Below are 23,481 nucleotides of genomic sequence, written 5' to 3' on the forward strand. Positions count from 1 at the left end.
AAGAAAATCCTTTCTACTGTACTTTCCCCCACTCTTCATCGAAATAACGGACTAATATCTGGTTATCCAGACGGTTAACTTCTACGTCTTTCACTTTCATATCTTTGTTGAAATAAGACATCTGTGAAAAGTTGTAATCATAGTATTTCAAACCAGGGAGTTTTCTATAGATCCTGTTGTTAATGGGTTCAAAGGAAGCCATAGAAAATCCCCATTCCCCAAAAGACGGAACATAGGTGTGATAAGCTGCTGTGAAAGGAAAAATCTGGTTGATCGTTTTTTCGATGCACCAGAAAGATTTCGGAGCAAAATACGGAGAGGTGGTCTGAACCACAATCTTGGTATCAAGAGTTGTTAACCTCTCCAGTTCTTTATAAAATTGCAGGGAATATAATTTCCCTAAGCTGTAATTGGACGGATCCGGAAAGTCGATGATAATGACGTCAAATTTCTTTTTGCTGTCTTTTACCCAAATGTAAGCGTCTTTATTGATGATTTCCACTTTCGGATTGGAAAAAGAACTTTGGTTCAGCCTGCGCATGGTTTCATTGGTTTTGAAAAACTGGGTCATTTCACCATCCAAATCTACAAGGGTTACTTTTTTAACGTCTTTGTATTTCAAGACTTCTCTGGCTGCAAAGCCATCACCTCCTCCAAGGATCAGAACATTATCAATATTTTTTGCCATAGACATTGCGGGATGTACCAAAGCTTCATGATAACGGTATTCATCCGTGGATGAAAACTGTAAGTTGTTATTTAAATATAAACGGAACTCGTGGGTATTTCTTGTTAAAACAATTCTTTGATAGGGTGAACTTTTGGTATACACTACATTTTCTCCGTACAGTTTTTCTTCAGAGTAAGATAAAATCGTATCTGAGAAAAAGAAAAGACCTAACAGAAATGTAAATGCTGCAATAGATTTTACTTTGAGTGATAAAGGTTTTGACAATTCCTTTGTAAGGTAATAGCATAGAAATATCGCGATAGAGATATTAATCAGTCCAAAAAACAAAGGTGTTTTTACAATGCCCAGCTTTGGAATTAAAACCAACGGAAAAAGAATCGATGCCAGTAAAGCCCCGATATAATCGAATGCAAAGACGTTTGAAACTAAATCTTTAAACTGAACCCTGTCTTTCAGAATGTTCATCAGAAGCGGAATTTCCACTCCTACGAGACAGCCTGTGAAAAAGACAAAGAGATAGAGAACACTTTCAAAATGGGCAAGCGTATTAAACAGAATAAACAGCACCACAGAGCTTATTCCGCCAACGATTCCTACGAGGATTTCGATCTCAATGAATTTATCAATAAGATTTCCTTTGATGAATTTCGCAAGATAGGAACCTACTCCCATTGAAAATAGATACACCCCGATAATGAAGGAAAACTGCTTTACAGAGTCTCCTAAAAGATAGCTCGCCAGGGCCCCGGCCACCAGCTCATAAATCAGTCCACATGTAGCAATGACGAATACTGAAAACAATAAAAGCAGCTCAAGAGGAATCCTCTTCTTATCCATGAATTGCCGCGCTTATAATCATAGAAATTCCGATGATAAATGCCCCGAATACAATAGCCAATGCTATGTTTTTGTTCTGAGAGATCTCATGCCATGTTTTTTCCGGTGTAAGTTTTTCTATGATGAAATAGCAAACGAGAAGAATTGCGATTCCTAAGAATGAGTAAAGAACCGAGTTTAATATGGGTAAGAAATTGATGTTGTCCATAGTTTTTATATTTTTATTTGTGATAGTATCTGTAGAATCCTGCTCTGGAATGGCTTCTGGTAGTTCCGTCCCGGTATGTTTCCGTCTTGGCACAATCACATACCTGATTTCCCTGATAAGTAAGGTATACAAACCAGATCATGAAAAAGCCTCCGATTAAACAGAGCATCCAGTTTTGTCTTATGTAATGTAAAATAGTAGTCATCATGATGTGGCATAAGGGGTATTTGAACTGTTTTTCCATTTATTAACATTAAAGAAATGCCTTCCTATCCACATAGCTATAAAGAGAGCAATCATTATGAATAAAATAAATCCGAAGTTCCAGAATGAAACGGGAAGCCAGGTTGCCTTGATCTTCACATCGTTATTGGATGCAATAACATCTGTAGTGAGTTTTAGCCCTTCAGCATTGATCAGAGAGTCTATTTTGGAAGTTCCGAAGGATGCTTTCACCAGTTTACCCAATTCTGTTGTATCTTTTTCTAAAGTCTTTCCGTCTATGAAAGTGGTAGATTGTGCTTTATAGATGTCAGTAACATCCAAAACCCCGGATTTATCTCTGGAAATTAATACTTTTGAATCTGGCGACTGAAGACCGGAAAATGCGGGCAGTAATGATCCTTCTTTTTCTGCTGAAATAAGAAAATGATATTTTCCTGAGCTTACCCCGCAAAGGTTGAATTCTTCAGACTGATTTCCTTCTGACCAGCTTTCACCGTCTTCATAGCCGTGGTATTGTTCAATATCTTTGGAGGTATATACAATTTCGTTGGTATTCTCATTCACAAGGCTTAGCTGAACATTGGCCCACGAGTTGTCTACTGCTGAAAAGGCATTGACTTTTAATGGTGCTGAGCCTCCGGAAAGAGTAAAACTTTTGCTTACAAGTTCTTTATCCTTTACATCAGCAAAGTTGATCGACTGTTCAAAAACAGTTTCGTTTGTTCTTGAGATATACACGTAGAGCTGAAGCAGACATATCATTAATGCAGCCACACAAAAGATGTTCACAGCCTGTTTCATATCAAAATAATAAGGCTGAACGATCCCGACTCCTGTATAATAGGGCATGTGAGCTATTTTAAAAGCTCTTTTTACCTCATATTTTGAAATGTGAACTCCATAAAAATACTGGCTTTTCCTACCGGTCTTCTCCTGAGAGATCATACGGGTTCCATTGACATATTCTTTGTAGGTCGCAACGCTGAAATCAAGGTGTTCATCAAAAAAACCGGAAGCAGCATAAATACTGCATGGAGTGTTTTCGTACCAGCGATAAGTTCGCCCGGCATAGGTTGGTAATTTCAAATTTTTACCTTTAAAATCATCAGGATGCATTGGGACCAGGAATATCCAATGCCCATCGCTTTCACTCAGGAAAGCATCATTTCCTTTGCTGTCTTTTAAAGAATATTCCCGCCAGAAAATACTGTTTCCGTATTTTTTGACAATAATCGCAACAACCGTATATTCTACGCCGTCAATTTTTCCTTTCTGTCCGACATCTAACACAACATTTTCTGTCGGTATTTTCAAATGTTTAGTCTTTTTGTTCCCGGCTACATCAATGAGATGGGAACAGGTCATACAAACGTATTCTTCAACAGGAAAGGTAAGATCTAATTTATTTTCGGCTTCGCATGCTGGGCAGACATAGTGCATTTTTATCTGTAAATTTTGTGTTTCTGAATGGTATTAGCTTTAAAATACTGAACCACTTCATCTGCAATCTGCTCTACTTTTGTAGTGTTATCCTGTGTATAATTACAGAGAAAAACATCAAAGGTAAGCTGTTTAAATTCCGGCCACGTGTGGATACAAAGGTGAGACTCTTTAAGGATCACGGCGGAAGTAAAGCTGTCATTTTCAAAAATATGATTGGTTACTCCTACAATTTCCACCTCTTTGGTTTTCAGAATTTCTTCTGTAAATTCCAGAAATCCTTTGCTGTCTAATAACAAATCTTCTGACTCAGTTTCCAAAGTCAGAAGAATATGTAAACCTTTACTTGATAATGGTTTCAATTAATTTTTTCGTAAATATATTATTTTTTTGGAAGAAAAACCTCTGCAAGCATACATCTTGCGCTTCCTCCACCATTTACTTCAATGGTATTCAGGTCTGAATAGATAATTTCGCAGTATTTTTCAATAGCTGCTACCTGTTCTGAAGACAAGGACTTGTAAGCAGTCTGGCTCATCACAAGGAATTTATTACCGTCTTTATTCTGAACCTGAAGCATATTTCCTGCAAACTGCTGCATCTGTTCTTCAGAAATTTCGATAATTTCTTTTCCTGAACCTTTAATCGTTTCCACTACTTTTTCTCTTTCCAGCTCATCATCAATACAATCAAGACAGATTACGACAAACTTGTCTGCCACACACATCATGACATTGGTGTGATAGATTGGAAGTCTTTCTGTTCCTACGGTCTGGAAAGAATGGAAAACAACGGGAGTAAATCCGTATTTTGTACAGAATTCTCTGAACAGTTTTTCATCCAGTCTCAAGGAAACCGAGCCGTAAGCAATTTTGTTATCATGATCAAAAATCATACTTCCTGTTCCTTCCAGAAAGTGTCCCTGAGTTTCAGAGAAAGACCAGTCATCTACCTCAACCACATCAAATCCCTGTTCCCGGATACTTTCAATAATATCCTCTCTTCTTTCCACTCTTCTGTTGGAAGCAAACATGGGATATAAAACCACTTTTCCATCCTTGTGAAAACTTACCCAGTTATTCGGAAAAATAGAATCCGGAGTATGGGGATCTAAAGTATCTTTTATAGTAATTACATTAATTCCTTTTTCTCTCAGCTTTCCAACAAAGGTATTGAACTCCGCCAATGCTTTTGACTGGATATCAGAACCCGTCTGTTCTACCTGAAAGTAATTATTTTTCGCTGTTTCAGCGTTGTAACCGAATGCAATCGGCTCTATCATTAATACTGTATCTGTTGTTTGCATTTTTTCTAAGTTTGAAGGTATTAGCGTATGAGTGTTTGAGAGTTTTCACAACGGTTTATAAATTATTTTCTTCCTTTCTAATCGGAGAAAATGAACACCATTTTTCAGACTGGCTCATCATATTAACTAACATTCCTATTATTTGGTTGTATTGTTTGTGCAAATTTTCATATTGCTCTTCATTCATATAATCGCAGGTAAAAGCAAACTGAAGCAATATCTGGGTTTCTCTTGCCTCTCCCTCTGAATCCGTAAGTTTAGCAACGAAGGATTTTTCATATTTTCTTTTTCCCCATACCTCACTGATATTGGCTGTTACAGATCTTGATGATCTTCTTATCTGATCTGTAAGAGAGTAAAGTTCTTCTTTCGGAAAAGATTTTGAGAGTTCATAAATCACCTGTGCTGTTTCAAATGATTGTTGATAAACTTTTAAGTCCTGATGAAATTTAATTGTCGACATACCCAAATATTTTTTTTTAAATTAAAAAAATATTTAAATCCACCAACACTATAACTTCCAGACCTTAAAAACACTTCCACTCTCAAACCCTAAAACACTTCTACCCAATTATTCTCTCACAAGCGGCATTGTAGAACATCTCAACAAGCCTCCCATTTTGGAGATTTCTCTGTAAGGAATTTCTTCAACAGTCATTCCCCACTCGTTTCTCAAATGGTTATTCATTCTGGTGAATGCTTTGTCTGAAACCACTACATCAGGGGAAATAGAGAAAATATTCGGGAACATTTCAAACATTTCTTCATCATTGATATGGAAGCAGTTTTCTTCGCCGAAAATATCGATGATTAAACGGTAATCACTTTCGTCTACGAATCCGTTTTTATAAATGATACATTTGTCTTCTCCTACAGGATTAAATGTACAATCCAGATGCAGAATACCTTCAAACGGTACTTTATCGTTTTTCTTCAGTTCCAGATCTATGATTCTTTTCTTTGGAAAATATTCTTTCAGGATTTCGATAGCATACTCGTTGGTTCTTGCCGTTTTATAGTTTCTGTAATCTTCACTGAAGCAGGTTCCTATGAAAAGAAAATCATTCCATACAATTACATCTCCTCCTTCAATGTGTGCGGTTTCCGGAAGGTTGATAATCTTTCTCCATGCTACTTTTTCAAAAACACTTTTGTAGGCTTCCTGTTCGTCTGCTCTGTCTGCAATCACATTGGAAATGATCATCTTGTCATCAATCACAAAGGCTACATCTCTTGAAAAAACCTGATTGTAATCTTTGATGATACTAGGACGTAGAACTTCAACGCCATACTTTTTTAAAACCGCTTCAAAAGCGTTCATTTCATTGATAATATCCTCTTCTTTAGGATAAATGTTGTGTTCTATAGAGTAATATGACTTCGCGTCATAACTTTCCTCTAATGTGGGAACTGGTCCCAATGAATTAGGCTGGCCTAGAACTACTGACTTCAGCCTACCTGTTTCGTTTTTAATATTTAGTCTCATAAAGATTTATGCAATACTACAAATATAAGTAAAGGTCTCTATCTGGGAAACTTTTGGATTATTTTATGTATTAAATTTAATTTCTAAAATCAGCACTCTCCAATAAAATTTGCTTGTATATCCGGCCAACTGCAGTGAATAGTCCCAAAAACATCTACAACTTACTATTTTCCATCTACATAAGAATCAAAAAAAAGATAATTATATTATTTAATTTCCTATATTAGTGATATAATTTTCGCGAAATTATAAACAATAAAACGTAACTATTAACACCAAAAATCAAAGTCATGAACAAGAACAATCCGGTGCTGAAAAATGCACACAAATTAGGAAGAGATCAACAAAAATCTGTAATGGGAGGAGCTCCGATTTCAACTGGCAGAAGATGCTGCGAGTGGGACGATACAGGAAAATGTTATATCTGGACTTGCGACAGATGCCAATGTCCTTAATAAAAAACGGAAACCTGCTTGAAAAAGCAGGTTTTCTTCTACTATTTTATAGATTTATTCACCTGATATTAAATCAAAAAAGCTAATATCAGATATTGTTTCTCTCACTATGTGACAAGTTTTCAAGCCTCCTCAATATCAATATCCGTAAGCGTTCTTCATGATCATCACCCCATTTCCCTAATGTGGCAATTACCGGAATCAATGTCTGTCCGAATTCCGTAAGCCTGTATTCTACTTTTGGTGGCACAACAGGATAAATTTTCTTAGTGACAAGATCATGTTCTTCCAGTTCTTTTAACTGAACATTCAATACTCTGCGGGAAGCATCAGGAATTTTCCGTTGTAATTCACTTGGCCTTTGAAATCCTTCATTAATAAACCATAGCAAACGGATCTTCCATTTGCCATAGAGCACTTCAGCAATCAGATCAAGACCGCAATTCAGATTGGGTGGGATTTTTCTTTCGTACATAAAGCAAATGTAACACAATGAGATGAGATCACAATAGGGGATTAATTTATCCCTATGCGATTCGTAAGACCGTACTTGTAAGAGCCCGTCATACTCCTGAAATTTGTACAAAAAAGAAATCATGACAGAATCATTTCATTTCAACAACGAATTGTCAGGTAAAATTGCTTTGGTGACCGGAGGAACAAGAGGAACCGGAAAATCTATTGCCGAAAGATTACTCACTGCTGGTGCTACTGTAATTGTCACTGCAAGAAATCAGCCTGAAGAGATGAATAATCAACTTCATTTTATTTCAGGAGATCTCAGCCTGGCAAAAGGTACTGAAAAGGTGGTAAGAGAAGTGTTGTCTACTTTTGGCAAGCTTGATATTTTAATTAATACATTGGGGGGTTCAGAAACGCCAGGTGGTGGCTTCTCTGTTTTAAGTGATGAAGACTGGGAAAATACAATTCAGACCAATTTATTGGCACCCGTTCGTTTAGACAGAGGATTTCTGCCGCAAATGCTGGAACGAAAAACGGGAGTGATCATTCATATTGCCTCCATTCAGGGAAGGCTACCTTTATTTGATTCAACATTACCCTATGCTGCTGCCAAAGCCGGATTGATCAATTATAGTAAAGGTTTATCAAAAGAAGTTTCTCCAAAGGGAGTTCGTGTTCTTACCGTTTCTCCAGGCTGGATCATGACCTCATCTGCCATCCGAATGATGGAACGCATTGCTAAAAGTTCAGAAACTTCAATAGAAGAGGCTACTCAAAGTGTCATGGATGCGTTGGGTGGAATTCCCATTGGTAAACCTGCCCAGCCAGAAGATATTGCAGAGTTTGTTGGATTTTTAGTTTCTCCACGGGCACAATATCTAACCGGGACCGAATATGTAATAGATGGCGGCACTATTCCAACTGTTTAATCATTTAAAAATAACAATATGAACTTACCTAACATTTTACAGGAATTCTTGAAGGCGCAGGAACTTTTTGACAGTATTTCTTTCTCTAACTGTTTTTCTGAACAGGCATCCGTATTTGATGAAGGAAAAATATACACCGGAAAAGAGGAAATAAGACAATGGAATGAAAAATCCAATAATGAATACAAAACCTTGTTTGAGGTAAAAGATTTTTCGGTGAAGGATAATACAACCGTTTTAAGAATTAATATTTCCGGTTCTTTTGATGGAAGTCCGGCAATGCTGAATTTTCATTTCCGAACGAAGAACGATCTTATTACGGCTTTAGCTATTACTGAATAAGTTGTAAAAATAAAGAATCCCAAAGCAAGCTTTGGGATTCTTTTATATTGTAAGCAAATATTATCTGCTTGCGATGTCGATGTAGTTTCTTTCCTGAGCACCTTGGTAAACCTGTCTTGGTCTTCCGATCGGGTCTCCTTTCAGTCTCATTTCTTTCCACTGAGAAATCCATCCCGGAAGTCTTCCTAATGCAAACATTACGGTGAACATTTCTGTAGGAATTCCTAATGCTCTGTAGATGATCCCTGAGTAGAAGTCTACGTTTGGATATAGTTTTCTTTCTACGAAGTATTCGTCTTCCAGCGCTACTCTTTCCAACTGCATTGCAATGTCAAGAGCTTTATCCTGGATGCCTAATGCTTTAAGGATATCGTCAGCAGCTTTCTTGATGATTTTCGCTCTTGGGTCGAAGTTTTTGTAAACTCTGTGTCCGAATCCCATTAGACGGAAGTTATCATTCTTATCTTTAGCTTTAGCAACATATTTAGATACGTCACCACCATCTTTCTCAATCATTTCAAGCATTTCGATTACAGCCTGGTTAGCACCACCGTGAAGTGGTCCCCAAAGTGCAGATACCCCAGCAGAGATAGAAGCGAAAAGACCTGTGTGAGCAGAACCTACCATTCTTACTGTGGAAGTAGAACAGTTTTGTTCGTGGTCTGCGTGAAGGATTAATAATTTATCTAAAGCATTTACCACTACCGGATCGATTTCGAAATCAGCGTTTGGTAATCTGAAGGCCATTTTGTAGAAGTTCTCTACATAGTTCAGGTTGTTATCACCGTGGTTTAATGGTAAACCTTGAGTTTTTCTGTAAGTCCATGCACAAAGGTGAGAGAACTTAGCGATCATAAGCTCAGCAGCATGATCCATTTCTTCTTTAGAGTTTACGTTAACGGCTTTCGGGTTGAAAGCTGTCAAAGCAGAAGTTAAAGAAGACAAAACTCCCATAGGGTGAGCAGAACGAGGAAAAACATCAATGATTTTTTTCATTTCGTCTGCGATGAAGTTATATTGTTTAATATTGTTGTCGAATGAAGTAAACTGGTCCTGAGTAGGTAATTCTCCATGTAATAAAAGATACATTACTTCAGTGAAGTTAGATTTCTCAGCAATCTGCTCGATTGGATAACCTCTGTAGAATAATTCTCCTTTATCTCCGTCTAAGTAAGTGATGTCGCTAATAGTAGCCCCTGTATTTTTGTAACCTAAATCCAGAGTGATCAAACCTGTCTGGTCTCTTAATTTTGAAATATCAATCCCTCTGTCTCCGATAGTACTATCCACGATTGGATATTCATATGAATTACCGTCGTAATTCAATATTACTTTGTTGTCTGACATTATTTATTTATTTTTTTTAAATATACTACTTTCCATAAAATACGGCAAACAAAAATTATCGCTTGCCGTTATTTATAAATTCGATTATCTTTTAATTTTAAATGCTCCTAAACCCGGGAAAATTGCAGTTTCACCAAGTGCCTCTTCAATTCTTAACAGCTGGTTATATTTTGCCATTCTGTCTGATCTTGAAGCTGAACCTGTCTTGATCTGTCCACAGTTCATTGCTACTGCTAAATCAGCAATTGTAGAGTCTTCAGTTTCTCCTGATCTGTGAGACATCACTGAAGTAAACTTGTTATTCTGAGCCATCTGTACAGCAGCCATTGTTTCAGAAAGAGAACCAATCTGATTTACTTTTACAAGGATTGAGTTGGCAATTCCTTCTGTTACTCCTCTTGACAACCTGTCTACGTTGGTTACAAATAAATCATCTCCTACCAGCTGTACTCTGTCACCGATTTTATCAGTTAACATTTTCCATCCTTCCCAGTCATCTTCCTGCATTCCGTCTTCGATAGAGATGATCGGATATTTAGCAGCCAATTCTGCAAGGTAAGAAACCTGCTCTTCTCTTGATCTGTGAGCGCCTTTGTCTCCTTCGAATTTTCTGTAATCGTAGGTTCCGTCTTTATAGAATTCTGAAGCAGCACAGTCTAATGCCAGCATGATGTCATCACCTGGCTTATAACCTGCTTTTTCGATCGCCTGAAGTAAGGTATCCAAAGCATCTTCTGTTCCGTTGAAAGTAGGAGCAAAACCTCCTTCGTCTCCTACTGCTGTAGAAAGACCTCTTCCTTTAAGGATCGATTTTAGGTTGTGGAAAATTTCAGTTCCTTTTCTCAATGCGTGAGAGAAAGAATCTGCTTTTACCGGCATAATCATGAATTCCTGGAATGCAATAGGAGCATCTGAGTGAGATCCACCGTTAATTACATTCATCATTGGAACAGGAAGAGTGTTTGCGTTCACTCCGCCTACGTATTTATAAAGAGGCATTCCCAATTCTGCAGCTGCAGCTCTGGCTACCGCCAAAGAAACACCAAGAATAGCATTAGCACCAAGATTTCCTTTGTTAGGCGTTCCGTCAAGATCAATCATAATCTGATCGATATAGTTTTGTTCAAAAACCGGTTGCCCTACTAAATTCTCTGCAATTACTTCTTTTACATTTTCAACAGCTTTCAGGACTCCTTTTCCCTGATATTCCGAACCGCCGTCACGTAATTCTACCGCCTCGTGTTCACCTGTAGATGCTCCTGAAGGTACAGCTGCACGGCCCATTGCCCCGCTTTCTGTAAATACATCTACTTCAATGGTAGGATTTCCTCTGGAGTCTAAAATCTGTCTTGCTTCTATGTAAGAAATTGCACTCATTTTTTATTTTTTTTAGTTTAGACAAATTTAATCAAAATTTAACTTTCAGGGGTATTTCAGCGTATTTTTTTGAAATAAATCCGAGTTAAATTTTAGTTAATTTATATTATGATGATTCCCCATTTTAAAGCCAATAGATCAGGAGTTTAAAATAGGCCAATAATAAAGAAAACTCACCTTAAAAAGTGAGCTTTATTATACGTTACATAAGTTACTGTTATTTTCTGGGAGAAGGAGATAAAAGACCTGCAAGGGCACCTATTGCTCCTGATGAAATAGTAGCAAAGATTGTTACCAGCTGACTATCCGGTTTTTCTTTACTGTGAACGGAAAGAATAATAAGTCCTGCAATAATGGCGATCACCGCCAGCCCGAGCATAAGAACAATAATTCGGTAGATCCAATAATCGGTTTCTTTCGGATTTCTTATCTCTACACCTTTTATAGCTTCTACAGGGTTGGTTTTGAATTTTTCCTGAAGATCACTGTTGTTTTTTAAAGCACCTTCTAAGTCTTCGATGTCGTTAATAAGAGTTTTCATGGCTTTTGGTTTTATATATCAAATTTCCATCTAAAAACCAGATCTGTCAATTACACAAAAGGGTAATTTATACTGTTATTTTGAAAACCATACTGGTTCCGGGGTTTTCGGTTATGATGTGACATTCACCAGACAATTCGCTCATTCTTCGTTTCATATTTCTAAGACCATTACCTTGCTTATGTACCTCAGAAATCCCGATTCCATTATCTGATATTTTCATAGAGAAATTATTTCCTTCCTGTGAAAATGAAAGTTTCAAAATATTTGCATGACTGTGTTTGTACACATTATTAACAGCTTCTTTTAAACAGAGAAAAAGATTACGTCTCATTTCTGTAGAAATAGGCTTTTCTCCTATGATACCTTTATATTCTGACTGCACCACTATTTTCGTTTTCTTCAAAAAGTTTCCGGTATAAAAGATAGCATAGTCTACAAAGCTTCCCAGAGTGTCATTTCCTGAATTCAGGCTCCAAAGCATTTCTCTCATGGAGATATTCATTTCTTCGGAGGTTTTCAGAAGTTCATCGATATCGTTTTGCAGATCATCGTCTTCTGCTTTCTGTTTCAGAAATTCTGCCTGAAGTTTTAATGCTGAAATTCCGGCTCCGAGATCATCATGCATATCGTGGGAGATACGTTCTCTCTCCTGTTCCAGCATTTTTTGTTTTTCCAGTTCTTTCTGGAGGAGCTGGTTTTGGTACTCAGCTTCTTTGAGTTGTTGCTGCTGAATAAAAAAGAGTTGTCTTTTATTATACAAAACAACGATCAAAATAATGAAAATAACGAAAGTTATTAACAGAATAACGGCAATAATATATGCCAACCTTATGGTGTCCGGCAACTGTTTCATATTCATGTTTTTATTTTCCGTTATCCGCAAATTTCTTTAAAGCAATATAGAACATTCCATACATGATGATATTAACACAATACTGCACAGTCTTTAAAATTTGTAGAAAACCCGGATCATTATCCTGAAGAAAAAACATGGGGATGGATCTAAAAATAAAAAAGATGCTCCAAAAAAGTAACCCACAGGAAATCCAGAAATGCGGATCATTCAACATTTTTATCTCATCAAAGTTTTTCAGTCTGATATAAAACCAAAGCAAGGTATTAATAATAAAATAAAAGCAAACTAAAATACCCAATGTATTTTCATAGTTTTCACTATAAAACTTTACAAACAGGACTATATATGCCAGCAGGACTATGAGAACATACCGGAAGAATACTTTGAGTTTTTGAGGAAAGATTTTTTCATAGTATATGTTAAAAAAAACAATCAGAAAAATACTGTAATAATTAAAGAGATAAGCAAAGTCAAACTCTTTATTATATATTTTATAATGTCCATATAGCTCCAGACTAAGAGACAGGAATAAGAAAACCGTAAAATAGTTTTGGCTGGAAAGACCTTTCTTTCCAGCTAAAACCATCGACTTTACGGTATCTATAAAGAGGATTGATAAGTATATAATCTGAATAAGCATTTCTATGGATAAAGAGAGCCCATGTCGAAGTAGCCTTCTTTACCGTTAATTTCTTCCGGAAGATACATTCCAACAATAGTTAACTGTTTTTCATGATCAGAATAGGCTTTCCTATATTTAGGCTCATCCAAGCCATATTGAGGATTTCTTCTGAAAAAGTCAGATAAAATCTTATATGGAGTAACTTCGCCCAAAATAAACTTTACCTGTTTATATCTTTCCCCGGCAGAATCTGTTTCAGCCATAATTTCTTTTAAACTATCCCAGGTATATCTTAAGCATACTGTCGCATCTTTAGGGTGACTATAAGCAGAAGTAGCCGTATACAAATTATTCTTCAGAAAATTTTTGTGGAAATTACTGAAATCAGAATCGCTTATAATAATTTTATTGATATCAAATTGATAATTCAGATTAAAAATAACAAAATGTTTCTTTAACGGATTATCATTACTATCCAGCGGAGTAACGACCACGTATAAAAATTCATTTGAAAGTTCAGAAATATTTAATACAGAATTATCTCCGGTATACTTAACATATTCATCCTTTGTTAAAAAGATAAAACTAAACTGCAATCCATTTCCCAATGAACCGTAATTATTATACAAAGTTTCAATGGTACTAATATCTAAAGTATAACCATCCAAATAGTGCCGTCTCAGATTAGCACTAAGAATTTCAAGAATTCCAGTACTTGCCTGATACATAAACATTACACCCACATCGTGATGTACACTTTCAAATATTCTTTCAGTTTTACTATAAACCAAATTTCTCAGTTTATCTCCAGTTTTTACTTCTGTGCCACTAGTAACCTCTTGATTGTAATTGTTGCTTCCCATAATTTCTTAGTTTTTAAAATGGTTAAATTTATTGACTGCCTCCACTTTGTTATTTACGTGAAGTTTTCTGTAGATATTTCCGACGTGTTTTTTCACGGTATCAATGCTGATGAATTTCTGATCTGCGATTTCTTTGTAGAGAAATCCCTGTGAAAGAAGTTCAAGAATTTCCTTTTCACGTTCGGTAAGTTCATCGAAACCCTTAATCTCAGGAAGTTTTTTCTCAAAATGCATAAGTACTCTTCGGGCAATAGAAAAACTCATAGGAGCGCCACCGTGGTATACGTCCCGGATGGAAGAAAGAATCTTGTCCATACTTTCTCCTTTTACAAGGTATCCCATAGCGCCAGCTTTTAAGGAATTAAAGATCTTTTCATCATCGTCAAAGCTGGTACACATGATGAACTGTGTATTGGGCATTTCTTTTCGCAGCTTTTCTATGATTTCGATTCCGAGCATATCCTGTAATTGGATATCCATCATCACTACATCCGGAGAAAAATCGGCTAGGTTTTTCATAGCATCATTCCCGTCAAAGAACTGAGCGATTACTCTCATGTCCTTCTGGTAATTGATGACCTTCTTCAACGCATTGTTGTAGTTTTTTTCGTCCTCTACTATGGCAATGGAAATGCTCATGACCTTTTTTGTTTGTAGCAAATTTCAACAGAAAACAATTTGAAATCAATTACACCTTTGTGTAATATTAGAGTTTGAGTTTGAAGTTATGTTCAGTCTTTTAGTTTTTACTAAATTTAATCATTTTTTCACTTTAAAAATAAGATTAATCAAAATATTTCACAATAAATTAAAATGAAAATCAAGAAGTTATAATTACAATTTTAAAATTAATTATTATTTCATAATCTGATCAAAGATAGGATGATCAATACTGCTTACGGTATTATGGAATTTGATCCACACAAAAATCTGAATCCGGTTCTTATCTTTCTTAAACCATATTCCAGGAACGTAAAGTGTCTGCTGATGACCTGCTGTAATATTCCAATATCTTCTTAAATTTTCTCATTTGATAAAAGAACCGCCTCTCTCTAATTTCAAAATTTTCTTTTTGCCTAGACCTAATGTTCAAGGAGAAAAATAAAAGAATTATGCATCAATATCGGTTAAAATTTCTCATATTGTAAGGCATGATTTTTGTAAAATTAAAGTATAAAATCATATTGAATATCAAATAATATAATCATGAAAAAAAGTCTTTTAGCACTAAGTGCTGTACTGGCACTAGTGGTAGTGAGCTGTAAAAAAAGTGAAAGCGGAAACAAAAGTGTTATCAAAACAGAAAGTTCAGAAACTGTGGTTACAGACCATAACGGAAAAATAGATTCGGTAACCCAAAGCTCCTCGACAGTGGATATCAACGGTCAGAAGACTGAGAAAACAGATTTTGTTTATAAAGCTACAGACGGAACGTTAGTAAAGGTAGTATTCAAAAATGATCCGAAGGAAAGTACAGTAGCCATTACCAGCAATAAGAAAACATTTACATTACCTAAATCAGAAACTAAAGGTGATGAAACGATTTACAAAAAAGATGATATGACTGCAAGAGTAAAAGGAGACAGTCTTCACCTTGAACAGGGTAATAATATTATTGAGTTGAAAAGAACAAAAATCTAAATAAAAAATGTCCTTCAATATTGAGGGACATTTTTATCGGGTACCTCCCCATTATTTCTCAATATACCTTTTCATCCATATTATGGAAAATAAAAAAACCATCCGAAAACGGATGGTTTTTATGTATATCTGAATGAATATTACTCTTCAGTTTTTTCTTCAGTAGTATCAGCTTTAGCTTCTTCTACTTTCTCTTCTACTGCTGGAGCTTCAGCAACTACTGCTTCAGCTTTTTTAGGTGCAGCAGATGATCTTCTGCTTCTTCTTGTAGCTTTTTTCTCCTCTGCATTCGGGTTGTAAAGCTCGTTGAAATCTACCAATTCGATAAGAGCAGTATCAGCAGCATCACCTGGTCTGAATCCTGTCTTGATGATTCTTGTATAACCACCGTTTCTTTCAGCGATTTTAGGAGCTACAGTTCTGAATAATTCAGCAACCGCAAATTTATTTTGAAGGTAAGAGAATACTACTCTTCTGTTGTGTGTAGTATCTTCTTTTGCTTTTGTTAATAGAGGCTCAACATATACTCTTAAAGCTTTAGCTTTAGCTACAGTAGTGTTGATTCTTTTATGCTCAATTAGAGAACAAGCCATATTAGAAAGTAAAGCACTTCTGTGAGAAGCTGTTCTTCCTAAGTGATTGAATTTTTTACCGTGTCTCATTATTAATTATTTATCAGCGTCTAACTTATATTTTGCAACGTCGAAACCGAAGTTAAGACCTTTTGAATGCACTAATTCTTCTAGTTCTGTCAAAGATTTTTTACCAAAATTTCTGAATTTCATCAAATCAGACTTACTGTAAGAAACCAATTCTCCAAGAGTTTCTACTTCAGCTGCTTTCAGACAGTTAAGGGCTCTTACAGAAAGATCCATATCTGCTAATTTAGACTTAAGAAGTTGTCTTGTGTGAAGAGTTTCTTCATCGTACTGGATAGATGCTTTTACAGCTTCAGTTTCAAGCGTGATTCTCTCATCAGAGAACAGCATGAAGTGATAAATTAATATCTTGGAAGCCTCAGTTAAAGCATTCTGAGGGCTGATAGACCCATCAGTTTCTATATCTAATACAAGTTTTTCGTAGTCTGTTTTTTGCTCTACACGATAATTTTCAATGCTATATTGTACTTTCTTGATCGGCGTAAAAATAGAGTCAATAGCAATAGTTCCTACAGGAGCATTGTTTGATTTATTTTGTTCAGAAGGAACATACCCTCTACCTTTTTCAATATTGAAAGTAATTTCGAAAGTTACATCACTGTTTAGGTTGCAGATCACCAAATCCGGGTTTAAAACCTCAAATCCGTTGATAGACTTTCCTAAATCACCAGCAGTAATAACCGTTTGACCTGAAACTTTAGCAACAACCTGCTCGTTAGCCTGGCCTTCTGCTGCAGCTTTTAATCTTACCTGCTTAAGGTTTAGAATAATTTCGGTAACGTCTTCGATTACTCCTGGAATAGTTGAAAATTCGTGCTCTACACCTTCTATTTTGATAGATGAAATAGCGTATCCTTCCAGAGAAGAAAGCAACACTCTTCTCAAAGCATTACCGATTGTAAGCCCGAAACCTGGTTCTAAAGGTCTGAATTCAAATTGACCTTTAAATTCATCAGAGTTAAGTAAAATTACTTTATCGGGTTTTATGAATTGTAAAATTGCCATATTATTGGGTTGAGCAAAAATTTGATTAAAAAATTATTTAGAGTAAAGTTCGACGATAAGGTTTTCCTTAATGTCCTCCGGAATCTGGATTCTTTCAGGAGCAGAAATGAAAGTTCCTTCTTTCTTCTCATCGTTGAATTGTAACCACTCATAGTTTGACTTAGAAGCCAATGCATTGGTAACAACTTCAAGAGACTTAGACTTTTCTCTTACAGTGATTACATCACCAGCTTTTACCAAGTAAGAAGGGATGTTAAGAATCTCTCCGTTCACAGTGATGTGTCTGTGAGAAACCAATTGTCTAGCACCAGATCTTGTTTTAGCAAAACCTAATCTGTATACTACGTTATCCAATCTTGATTCACAAAGTTGTAATAGAACTTCCCCTGTTACACCTTTACTTCTGTGTGCTTTGTCAAATAAGTTAGCAAACTGTCTTTCTAAAATACCGTAAGTATATTTAGCTTTTTGTTTTTCTGCCAACTGAACTGCATATTCTGATTTTTTAGCACCTCTTCTTTTGTTAGGACCGTGTTGTCCTGGTGGTTGGTTTTTTCTTTTTTCGAAGTTTTTATCATCTCCGTAGATTGCAGCACCAAACTTTCTAGCAATCTTAGTTTTAGGTCCAATATATCTTGCCATAATGGGTAAATTCTAAAAATTAAACTCTTCTTCTTTTTGGTGGTCTACATCCATTGTGTGGCATAGGAGTCACATCAATGATTTCGCTAACTTCAATTCCTGAATTGTGGATAGATCTGATAGCAGATTCTCTACCTGCACCCGGACCTTTCACAAACACCTTTACTCTTCTTAAACCAGCTTCGTGAGCTACAGCAGAGCAATTTTCAGCTGCCATCTGAGCAGCAAATGGAGTATTCTTTTTAGAACCTCTGAAACCCATTTTACCGGCAGAAGCCCAAGAGATAACCTCTCCGTTTTTATTTGTTAAAGAAATGATGATGTTATTGAAAGAAGCCTGAATATGAGCTTCACCAATAGCTTCAACTTTTACTTTTCTTTTCTTAACTACTTTAGTTTGTTTTGCCATAATTCCTAACGATTATTTACTAGCTTTTTTCTTGTTAGCAACAGTTTTTCTCTTTCCTTTTCGGGTTCTAGAGTTGTTTTTCGTTCTCTGGCCTCTTAAAGGTAATCCAAGTCTGTGACGTATTCCTCGTTGGCATCCTATGTCCATTAATCTCTTAATGTTCAATTGCACTTCAGATCTTAATTCTCCTTCTACTTTTACGTTTTCTGAGATATACGTTCTGATTGCAGCCAATTCATCGTCATTCCATTCGTTGACTTTTTTGTCTTCGCTGATACCGGCAGCTTTAAGGATTTCAGAAGAAGTACTTCTTCCAACTCCATAGATGTAAGTTAAACCGATAACTCCTCTTTTGTTTTTTGGTAAATCAATACCTGCAATTCTCGCCATAATTTAATTAACCTTGTCTTTGTTTAAATTTTGGGTTCTTCTTGTTGATTACGAATAGTACACCTTTTCTGCGTACGATTTTGCAATCAGCGCTTCTTTTTTTAATTGATGCTCTTACTTTCATTTTGATAGTATTTATTTTTTAACAATAGCCAAATGAAATCCTAAGACTCCATTTGGCATTTGTTTAATATCTAAATGTGATTCTCCCTTTTGATAAATCATAAGGAGACATTTCTAGTTTCACCTTATCACCAGGTAAAAGTTTAATATAATGCATTCTCATTTTACCAGAAATATGAGCGATAAGAATATGCCCATTTTCTAGTTCTACACGGAACTGAGCGTTCGAAAGTGCTTCCGTTATAACGCCGTCTTGTTCAATATGTTTTTGTTTTGCCATAAATTAATATCCAGTCGTTCTTGATAATTTAGACTGCATTAAGCCATCATAATGATGGTTCAGCAGATATGTATTAATCTGTTGAACTGTATCTAAAATTACACCCACCATAATTAATAGTGACGTTCCCCCGAAAAATAGGGCAAACGCATCTGTCTGAACAAAGGTTCCGTGCACAATTGCCGGAAGGATTGCAAAGATAGATAAAAATATTGCACCTGGCAAGGTAATTTTTGATAAAATATCATCTAAATAATCAGCCGTCTCTTTTCCTGGTCTTACTTTCGGTACTAAACCTCCATTTCTCTTCAAATCATCAGCCATTTGGTTTACCGGGATTGTAATTGCAGTATAGAAAAACGAGAAGATAATAATTAATAGCGCAAACAATACGTTGTACTGCCAGCTAAAAACATTCTTGAAACCTGCAAGAAAAGTATTAGACTCATCGAATTTTGTTAATAATCCTGGTACGAACATCAGTGCCTGAGCAAAGATAATCGGCATTACACCAGCAGCATTTACTTTCAATGGGATCCATTGTCTTGCTCCCTGCATAAGATTTCTGTTTACACCTCCTCTTGCTTGAGCTCTGCTTACATACTGAATGGGAATTTTTCTAACAGCTACTGATAAGATTACTGCTAAAAGAACTACCAACATCCAGAATAATACTTCAATAAGGATCATGATAGATCCCATTCCTCCTTTTCCGTTCTGCACGGCCATCTCCTGTACGAATGCCTCAGGTAATCTTGAAAGGATCCCCACCATAATAAGGATAGAGATACCATTTCCGATTCCTTTATCGGTAATCTTTTCACCCAGCCACATTGCGAATACTGAACCGGCAACCAAAATAACAATACTTGGCAACCAGAACATGATTGAATTTGGCTCTACATAGTATGCAGACTGGAACTGAGCATATGGTAAGAATAATTGAGTAATAGAAGTTAAGTAAGAAGGTGCCTGTACCAGACAAACTCCAATTGTTAACCATCTTGTAATTTGGTTCAATGTATTTCTACCTGACTCTCCATCTTTCTGAAGCTTCTGAAGATAAGGAATAGCCATCCCCATCAACTGAACAATAATAGAAGCAGAAATATAAGGCATGATTCCCAACGCCATTACGGAAGCGTGGCTGAAAGCTCCCCCCGTAAACGACGAAAGCAAGCCAAGGAGACCTGCTCCTTGCTTGTTACCGCCTTGATTTTTATAATGCTCTAAGAGATCTCCCACCTCTGCAAGGTTAATTGCAGGAAGCGAGATATAAGATGCGAATCTATACACAAGGATAATACCTAAAGTAAAGAGAATTTTATCTCTAAGTTCTTTAAGACTCCAAATATTTTTAAGTGTTTGTATAAATTCTTTCATTAGTAAGTATTATAAGGTAATTGCTTTTCCACCTGCTTTAGCAATAAGCTCTTCAGCAGATTTAGTGAATTTGTCAGCAGAGATTGAAACCGCAGATTTCAATTCTCCTCTACCCATAATTTTCACTAATTCGTTTTTAGAAACTATCCCGTTTGCTACTAAAACTTCTTTCGTGATATCTCCAGTGATGGATTTGTTCTCGATTAAAGTTTGAATAGTATCAAGGTTAACTCCTCTAAACTCTTTTCTGTTTACGTTTTTGAATCCGAATTTAGGTAATCTTCTTTGTAAAGGCATCTGTCCACCTTCGAAACCGATTTTTTGAGAATAACCAGCTCTAGCTTTCTGACCTTTGTGTCCTTTTGTTGAAGTACCTCCTTTTCCGCTACCCTGACCTCTACCAATTCTCTTTGAGTTGAAAGTAGATCCTGCAGCAGGTTGTATGTTATTTAAATTCATTTTAATTTCTCTTTTATAAAATTATTTTTGAACTTCAAGTAAGTGGCTTACTGCAGCGATCATTCCTAAGATTGAAGGAGTAGCTTCGTGCTCTACAACTTGGTGAAGTTTTTTTAATCCTAATGCTTCAAGCGTTCTCTTTTGGGTTTTTGTTCTACCAATAGCGCTTCTTACTTGCTTTACTTTAATTGTTGCCATTGCTTTAATTATTAACCGTTAAACACTTTACTTAGAGAAATTCCTCTCATTCTAGCGATTTCTTCAGGTCTTCTGATATCTAATAACGCTTTGAAAGTAGCTTTCACCACGTTGTGAGGGTTAGAAGATCCTTTAGATTTTGAAAGGATATCGTGAATACCAGCAGATTCCAATACCGCTCTTACCGCACCTCCGGCGATCAATCCTGTACCGTGAGAAGCAGGTCTTAAGAAGATATCTGCACCACCGTATCTAGCAGTAGTTTGGTGAGGGATAGTATGGTTCATTACAGGAACTTTAACAAGGTTTTTCTTAGCGTCTTCAACTGCTTTAGCAATTGCAGAAGCTACCTCTTTAGATTTTCCTAAACCGAAACCGATAACACCTTCTTCGTTTCCTACTACAACAATAGCAGAAAATCCGAAAGCTCTACCTCCTTTTGTTACTTTTGTTACTCTGTTAACAGCTACGAGACGATCTTTTAATTCTAATCCTCCCGGTTTTACTCTTTCTATATTATCTAGTCCTAACATATTTTCCGAAATTTAATGATTAGAATTTAAGTCCACCTTCTCTCGCTCCATCAGCAAGAGCTTTCACTCTACCATGGTAAACGAATCCGTTTCTGTCAAATACAATACTTTCAATTCCTGCAGCGATAGCTTTAGCAGCGATAGCTTTACCAACAGCAGCAGAAACTTCAGTCTTAGTACCTTTAGCGTCTACACCTTTTTCTCTAGAAGAGGCAGATACTAAAGTTTTACCATTTTTATCGTCGATTAACTGAGCGTAAATTTCCTTATTACTTTTATATACAGATAATCTTGGCAATTCAGAAGATCCAGAGATTTTCCCTCTTACTCTTCTTTTGATTCTTATTCTTTTTTCTAATTTACTTAATGCCATAATACTTATAATTTATTAAGCAGATTTACCAGCTTTACGTCTAACAATTTCTCCTACGAATCTTACACCTTTTCCTTTGTATGGCTCAGGCTTTCTGAAAGAACGGATCTTTGCAGTAACCATTCCTAGAAGTTGCTTGTCGTGAGACGCTAAAGTAATAATTGGGTTTTTACCTTTTTCAGTCAATGTATCAACTTTTACTTCACTTGGAAGTTCCAATACAATACCGTGAGAGAATCCTAAAGCTAACTCAAGTTTTTGACCTGAGTGAGAAGCTCTGTATCCTACCCCTACTAGTTCTAGTTTCTTTTCGAAACCTTCTGATACACCAACGATCATGTTAGCGATCAACGCTCTGTATAAACCGTGAAGCGCTTTGTGTTGTTTAGAATCAGATGGTCTGTTTACGTTAAGTTCACCATCTTTTTGTTCTAAAGTAATTCCTGCTGTAAGCTCCTGAGAAAGTTCTCCTTTAGCTCCTTTTACAGTTACTACACCGTTGTTTTCAGTGATTGTAACTCCTGCTGGAATTGTTATAATTGCTTTACCAATTCTTGACATTTTCCTGTGATTAAAAATTAATAAACATAGCAGATTACTTCACCGCCTACTTTCTCTTCTCTAGCTTTCTTGTCAGTCATTACTCCTTTAGAAGTAGAGATGATAGAAATACCCAAACCGTTTAGTACTCTTGGAAGCTCAGCTGAACCTTTGTACTGTCTCAAACCTGGTCTAGAAGCTCTTTGGATAGACTTGATAGCCGGTTTGTTAGTTTGCTTATCGTACTTTAAAGCGATTTTGATCACTCCCTGAACAGCGTTATCTTCAAACTTGTAGTTTAAGATATACCCTTGATCAAATAAGATCTTAGTAATCTCCTTTTTGATTTTCGATGCAGGAATTTCCACCACTTTGTGGCCTGCGCTTTGTGCGTTCCTTACTCTTGTTAGGAAATCTGAAATTGGATCTGTTACCATTTTTCTTTTATAAATTATTGGTTAAAGAACAATCAGTATTGAAAAGACTTGAAGATTAAAATATCAGACTTCAGAAATCTTCGGTCTGATATTTTTATTCTTTAGTATCCTGACAACTTAATTGTCCCGATTTTTAATTAGTAATTATTACCAACTAGCTTTTCTTACCCCTGGGATAAGACCGTTGTTTGCCATTTCTCTGAAAGTTACTCTGGAAATACCGAACGTTCTCATGTATCCTCTTGGTCTACCTGTTAGTTTACATCTGTTGTGTAATCTTACAGGAGAAGCATTTTTAGGCAATTTTTGAAGTCCTTCGTAATCACCAGCTTCTTTAAGAGCTTGTCTTTTAGCAGCGTATTTAGCAACCAGTGCTTCTCTTTTGCGCTCACGCGCTTTCATTGATTCTTTAGCCATTT

Annotated in this window: 34 protein-coding genes; 4 read left to right on the top strand and 30 right to left on the bottom strand. The window is 36.2% G+C overall.

The features are described from left to right. Positions 1–13: 13 nt before the first annotated feature. From BW946_RS15085 to BW946_RS15120, 8 genes are all read right to left on the bottom strand, one after another. Positions 14–1,528 (bottom strand): polyamine aminopropyltransferase, encoded by a 1,515-nt coding sequence (locus BW946_RS15085; protein ID WP_076596976.1) that lies wholly within the window; start codon positions 1,526–1,528, stop codon positions 14–16. Continuing rightward, positions 1,521–1,736 carry a DUF350 domain-containing protein gene (locus tag BW946_RS15090; protein WP_076596977.1) on the bottom strand — a complete coding sequence of 72 codons (216 nt, stop codon included), beginning with the start codon at positions 1,734–1,736 and terminating at the stop codon, positions 1,521–1,523. Before BW946_RS15090 ends, BW946_RS15085 begins: the two co-directional genes overlap by 8 nt. A 13-nt stretch (positions 1,737–1,749) precedes the next feature. Then, the gene (locus BW946_RS15095) at positions 1,750–1,905 is read right to left on the bottom strand and encodes a hypothetical protein (protein WP_228402605.1); all 156 of its coding nucleotides are present in this window, start codon (positions 1,903–1,905) and stop codon (positions 1,750–1,752) included. Positions 1,906–1,940: 35 nt separating this feature from the next. Further along, positions 1,941–3,401 carry a DUF4178 domain-containing protein gene (locus BW946_RS15100; protein ID WP_076596979.1) on the bottom strand — a complete coding sequence of 487 codons (1,461 nt, stop codon included), beginning with the start codon at positions 3,399–3,401 and terminating at the stop codon, positions 1,941–1,943. Between the two features lie 2 nt (positions 3,402–3,403). Further along, positions 3,404–3,763, bottom strand: coding sequence for an S-adenosylmethionine decarboxylase family protein (locus tag BW946_RS15105; protein ID WP_076596980.1), 360 nt, complete (start codon positions 3,761–3,763; stop codon positions 3,404–3,406). Between the two features lie 20 nt (positions 3,764–3,783). After that, entirely contained in the window at positions 3,784–4,707 is a 924-nt protein-coding gene (gene ctlX, locus BW946_RS15110) for a citrulline utilization hydrolase CtlX (RefSeq protein WP_076596981.1), read from the bottom strand. 55 nt (positions 4,708–4,762) lie between these two features. Beyond that, positions 4,763–5,170 (bottom strand): four helix bundle protein, encoded by a 408-nt coding sequence (locus BW946_RS15115; protein ID WP_076596982.1) that lies wholly within the window; start codon positions 5,168–5,170, stop codon positions 4,763–4,765. 108 nt (positions 5,171–5,278) lie between these two features. Beyond that, positions 5,279–6,193 carry a dimethylarginine dimethylaminohydrolase family protein gene (locus BW946_RS15120; RefSeq protein WP_076596983.1) on the bottom strand — a complete coding sequence of 305 codons (915 nt, stop codon included), beginning with the start codon at positions 6,191–6,193 and terminating at the stop codon, positions 5,279–5,281. A gap of 290 nt (positions 6,194–6,483) precedes the next feature. Here BW946_RS15120 and BW946_RS21455 point away from each other — a divergent pair, with 290 nt between their 5' ends. After that, on the top strand, positions 6,484–6,648 hold the full coding sequence (locus BW946_RS21455; RefSeq protein ID WP_168801913.1) for a hypothetical protein: 165 nt from the start codon (positions 6,484–6,486) through the stop codon (positions 6,646–6,648). A gap of 88 nt (positions 6,649–6,736) precedes the next feature. On the opposite strand, the gene BW946_RS15125 is transcribed toward BW946_RS21455, so the two are convergent. Next, positions 6,737–7,123 carry a winged helix-turn-helix transcriptional regulator gene (locus tag BW946_RS15125; RefSeq protein ID WP_076596984.1) on the bottom strand — a complete coding sequence of 129 codons (387 nt, stop codon included), beginning with the start codon at positions 7,121–7,123 and terminating at the stop codon, positions 6,737–6,739. A gap of 121 nt (positions 7,124–7,244) precedes the next feature. Between BW946_RS15125 and BW946_RS15130 the strand changes: the two genes are divergently transcribed. Continuing rightward, positions 7,245–8,039 carry an SDR family oxidoreductase gene (locus BW946_RS15130; protein WP_076596985.1) on the top strand — a complete coding sequence of 265 codons (795 nt, stop codon included), beginning with the start codon at positions 7,245–7,247 and terminating at the stop codon, positions 8,037–8,039. A gap of 18 nt (positions 8,040–8,057) precedes the next feature. Next, positions 8,058–8,381, top strand: coding sequence for a nuclear transport factor 2-like protein (locus BW946_RS15135; RefSeq protein ID WP_076596986.1), 324 nt, complete (start codon positions 8,058–8,060; stop codon positions 8,379–8,381). A gap of 60 nt (positions 8,382–8,441) precedes the next feature. Here BW946_RS15135 and BW946_RS15140 read toward each other — a convergent pair whose 3' ends face one another. From BW946_RS15140 to BW946_RS15170, 6 genes are all read right to left on the bottom strand, one after another. Then, a complete protein-coding gene (locus BW946_RS15140) occupies positions 8,442–9,728 on the bottom strand; it encodes a citrate synthase (protein WP_076596987.1) in 1,287 nt (428 codons plus the stop codon). Between the two features lie 84 nt (positions 9,729–9,812). Then, complete coding sequence (gene eno, locus BW946_RS15145; RefSeq protein ID WP_076596988.1) at positions 9,813–11,105, bottom strand: phosphopyruvate hydratase; 1,293 nt, start codon at positions 11,103–11,105, stop codon at positions 9,813–9,815. Between the two features lie 217 nt (positions 11,106–11,322). Continuing rightward, positions 11,323–11,646 (bottom strand): hypothetical protein, encoded by a 324-nt coding sequence (locus BW946_RS15150; protein WP_076596989.1) that lies wholly within the window; start codon positions 11,644–11,646, stop codon positions 11,323–11,325. Between the two features lie 67 nt (positions 11,647–11,713). Next, complete coding sequence (locus tag BW946_RS15155; protein WP_076597030.1) at positions 11,714–12,502, bottom strand: sensor histidine kinase; 789 nt, start codon at positions 12,500–12,502, stop codon at positions 11,714–11,716. A gap of 645 nt (positions 12,503–13,147) precedes the next feature. After that, positions 13,148–13,990 carry a hypothetical protein gene (locus tag BW946_RS15165; protein WP_076596991.1) on the bottom strand — a complete coding sequence of 281 codons (843 nt, stop codon included), beginning with the start codon at positions 13,988–13,990 and terminating at the stop codon, positions 13,148–13,150. A gap of 6 nt (positions 13,991–13,996) precedes the next feature. Beyond that, positions 13,997–14,629, bottom strand: a complete 633-nt coding sequence (locus tag BW946_RS15170) for a response regulator (RefSeq protein ID WP_076596992.1) — start codon at positions 14,627–14,629, stop codon at positions 13,997–13,999. A gap of 567 nt (positions 14,630–15,196) precedes the next feature. On the opposite strand from BW946_RS15170, the gene BW946_RS15175 reads away from it, so the two are divergent. Next, the gene (locus tag BW946_RS15175) at positions 15,197–15,631 is read left to right on the top strand and encodes a hypothetical protein (protein ID WP_076596993.1); all 435 of its coding nucleotides are present in this window, start codon (positions 15,197–15,199) and stop codon (positions 15,629–15,631) included. 140 nt (positions 15,632–15,771) lie between these two features. Here the strand turns inward: BW946_RS15175 and rplQ are convergent, their stop codons facing one another. From rplQ to rpsN, 15 genes are all read right to left on the bottom strand, one after another. Beyond that, entirely contained in the window at positions 15,772–16,293 is a 522-nt protein-coding gene (gene rplQ / locus BW946_RS15180) for a 50S ribosomal protein L17 (protein ID WP_066695984.1), read from the bottom strand. Between the two features lie 6 nt (positions 16,294–16,299). Then, positions 16,300–17,295 carry a DNA-directed RNA polymerase subunit alpha gene (locus BW946_RS15185; RefSeq protein ID WP_047376582.1) on the bottom strand — a complete coding sequence of 332 codons (996 nt, stop codon included), beginning with the start codon at positions 17,293–17,295 and terminating at the stop codon, positions 16,300–16,302. Between the two features lie 33 nt (positions 17,296–17,328). After that, entirely contained in the window at positions 17,329–17,937 is a 609-nt protein-coding gene (gene rpsD / locus BW946_RS15190; protein WP_076596994.1) for a 30S ribosomal protein S4, read from the bottom strand. A 19-nt stretch (positions 17,938–17,956) separates the two neighbouring features. Continuing rightward, entirely contained in the window at positions 17,957–18,346 is a 390-nt protein-coding gene (gene rpsK / locus BW946_RS15195) for a 30S ribosomal protein S11 (protein WP_002983263.1), read from the bottom strand. 12 nt (positions 18,347–18,358) lie between these two features. Beyond that, positions 18,359–18,736, bottom strand: coding sequence for a 30S ribosomal protein S13 (gene rpsM, locus BW946_RS15200; RefSeq protein ID WP_002983260.1), 378 nt, complete (start codon positions 18,734–18,736; stop codon positions 18,359–18,361). Positions 18,737–18,743: 7 nt separating this feature from the next. Further along, positions 18,744–18,860: a 50S ribosomal protein L36 gene (rpmJ, locus tag BW946_RS15205; RefSeq protein WP_007839480.1), complete on the bottom strand. Its 117-nt coding sequence runs from the start codon at positions 18,858–18,860 to the stop codon at positions 18,744–18,746. A gap of 63 nt (positions 18,861–18,923) precedes the next feature. Continuing rightward, positions 18,924–19,139, bottom strand: coding sequence for a translation initiation factor IF-1 (gene infA, locus BW946_RS15210; RefSeq protein WP_027381317.1), 216 nt, complete (start codon positions 19,137–19,139; stop codon positions 18,924–18,926). A gap of 3 nt (positions 19,140–19,142) precedes the next feature. Next, positions 19,143–20,522 (bottom strand): preprotein translocase subunit SecY, encoded by a 1,380-nt coding sequence (gene secY / locus BW946_RS15215; protein ID WP_062673613.1) that lies wholly within the window; start codon positions 20,520–20,522, stop codon positions 19,143–19,145. 9 nt (positions 20,523–20,531) lie between these two features. Continuing rightward, the gene (gene rplO / locus BW946_RS15220) at positions 20,532–20,981 is read right to left on the bottom strand and encodes a 50S ribosomal protein L15 (protein ID WP_034694692.1); all 450 of its coding nucleotides are present in this window, start codon (positions 20,979–20,981) and stop codon (positions 20,532–20,534) included. Between the two features lie 21 nt (positions 20,982–21,002). Next, positions 21,003–21,179, bottom strand: a complete 177-nt coding sequence (rpmD, locus tag BW946_RS15225) for a 50S ribosomal protein L30 (RefSeq protein ID WP_029297759.1) — start codon at positions 21,177–21,179, stop codon at positions 21,003–21,005. Between the two features lie 11 nt (positions 21,180–21,190). Then, complete coding sequence (gene rpsE / locus BW946_RS15230) at positions 21,191–21,712, bottom strand: 30S ribosomal protein S5 (protein ID WP_002983245.1); 522 nt, start codon at positions 21,710–21,712, stop codon at positions 21,191–21,193. 19 nt (positions 21,713–21,731) lie between these two features. Further along, a complete protein-coding gene (rplR, locus tag BW946_RS15235) occupies positions 21,732–22,085 on the bottom strand; it encodes a 50S ribosomal protein L18 (protein WP_002983242.1) in 354 nt (117 codons plus the stop codon). Positions 22,086–22,100: 15 nt separating this feature from the next. After that, positions 22,101–22,646 (bottom strand): 50S ribosomal protein L6, encoded by a 546-nt coding sequence (rplF, locus tag BW946_RS15240; protein ID WP_076596995.1) that lies wholly within the window; start codon positions 22,644–22,646, stop codon positions 22,101–22,103. A gap of 17 nt (positions 22,647–22,663) precedes the next feature. After that, a complete protein-coding gene (gene rpsH, locus BW946_RS15245; protein ID WP_002983236.1) occupies positions 22,664–23,062 on the bottom strand; it encodes a 30S ribosomal protein S8 in 399 nt (132 codons plus the stop codon). Positions 23,063–23,209: 147 nt separating this feature from the next. Continuing rightward, positions 23,210–23,479, bottom strand: coding sequence for a 30S ribosomal protein S14 (gene rpsN, locus BW946_RS15250; RefSeq protein WP_002983233.1), 270 nt, complete (start codon positions 23,477–23,479; stop codon positions 23,210–23,212). Between the last annotated feature and the right edge of the window lie 2 nt (positions 23,480–23,481).

It is taken from the genome of Chryseobacterium sp. RU33C, assembly GCF_900156015.1.
GTDB classification, from domain to species: Bacteria; Bacteroidota; Bacteroidia; order Flavobacteriales; family Weeksellaceae; genus Chryseobacterium; species Chryseobacterium candidae.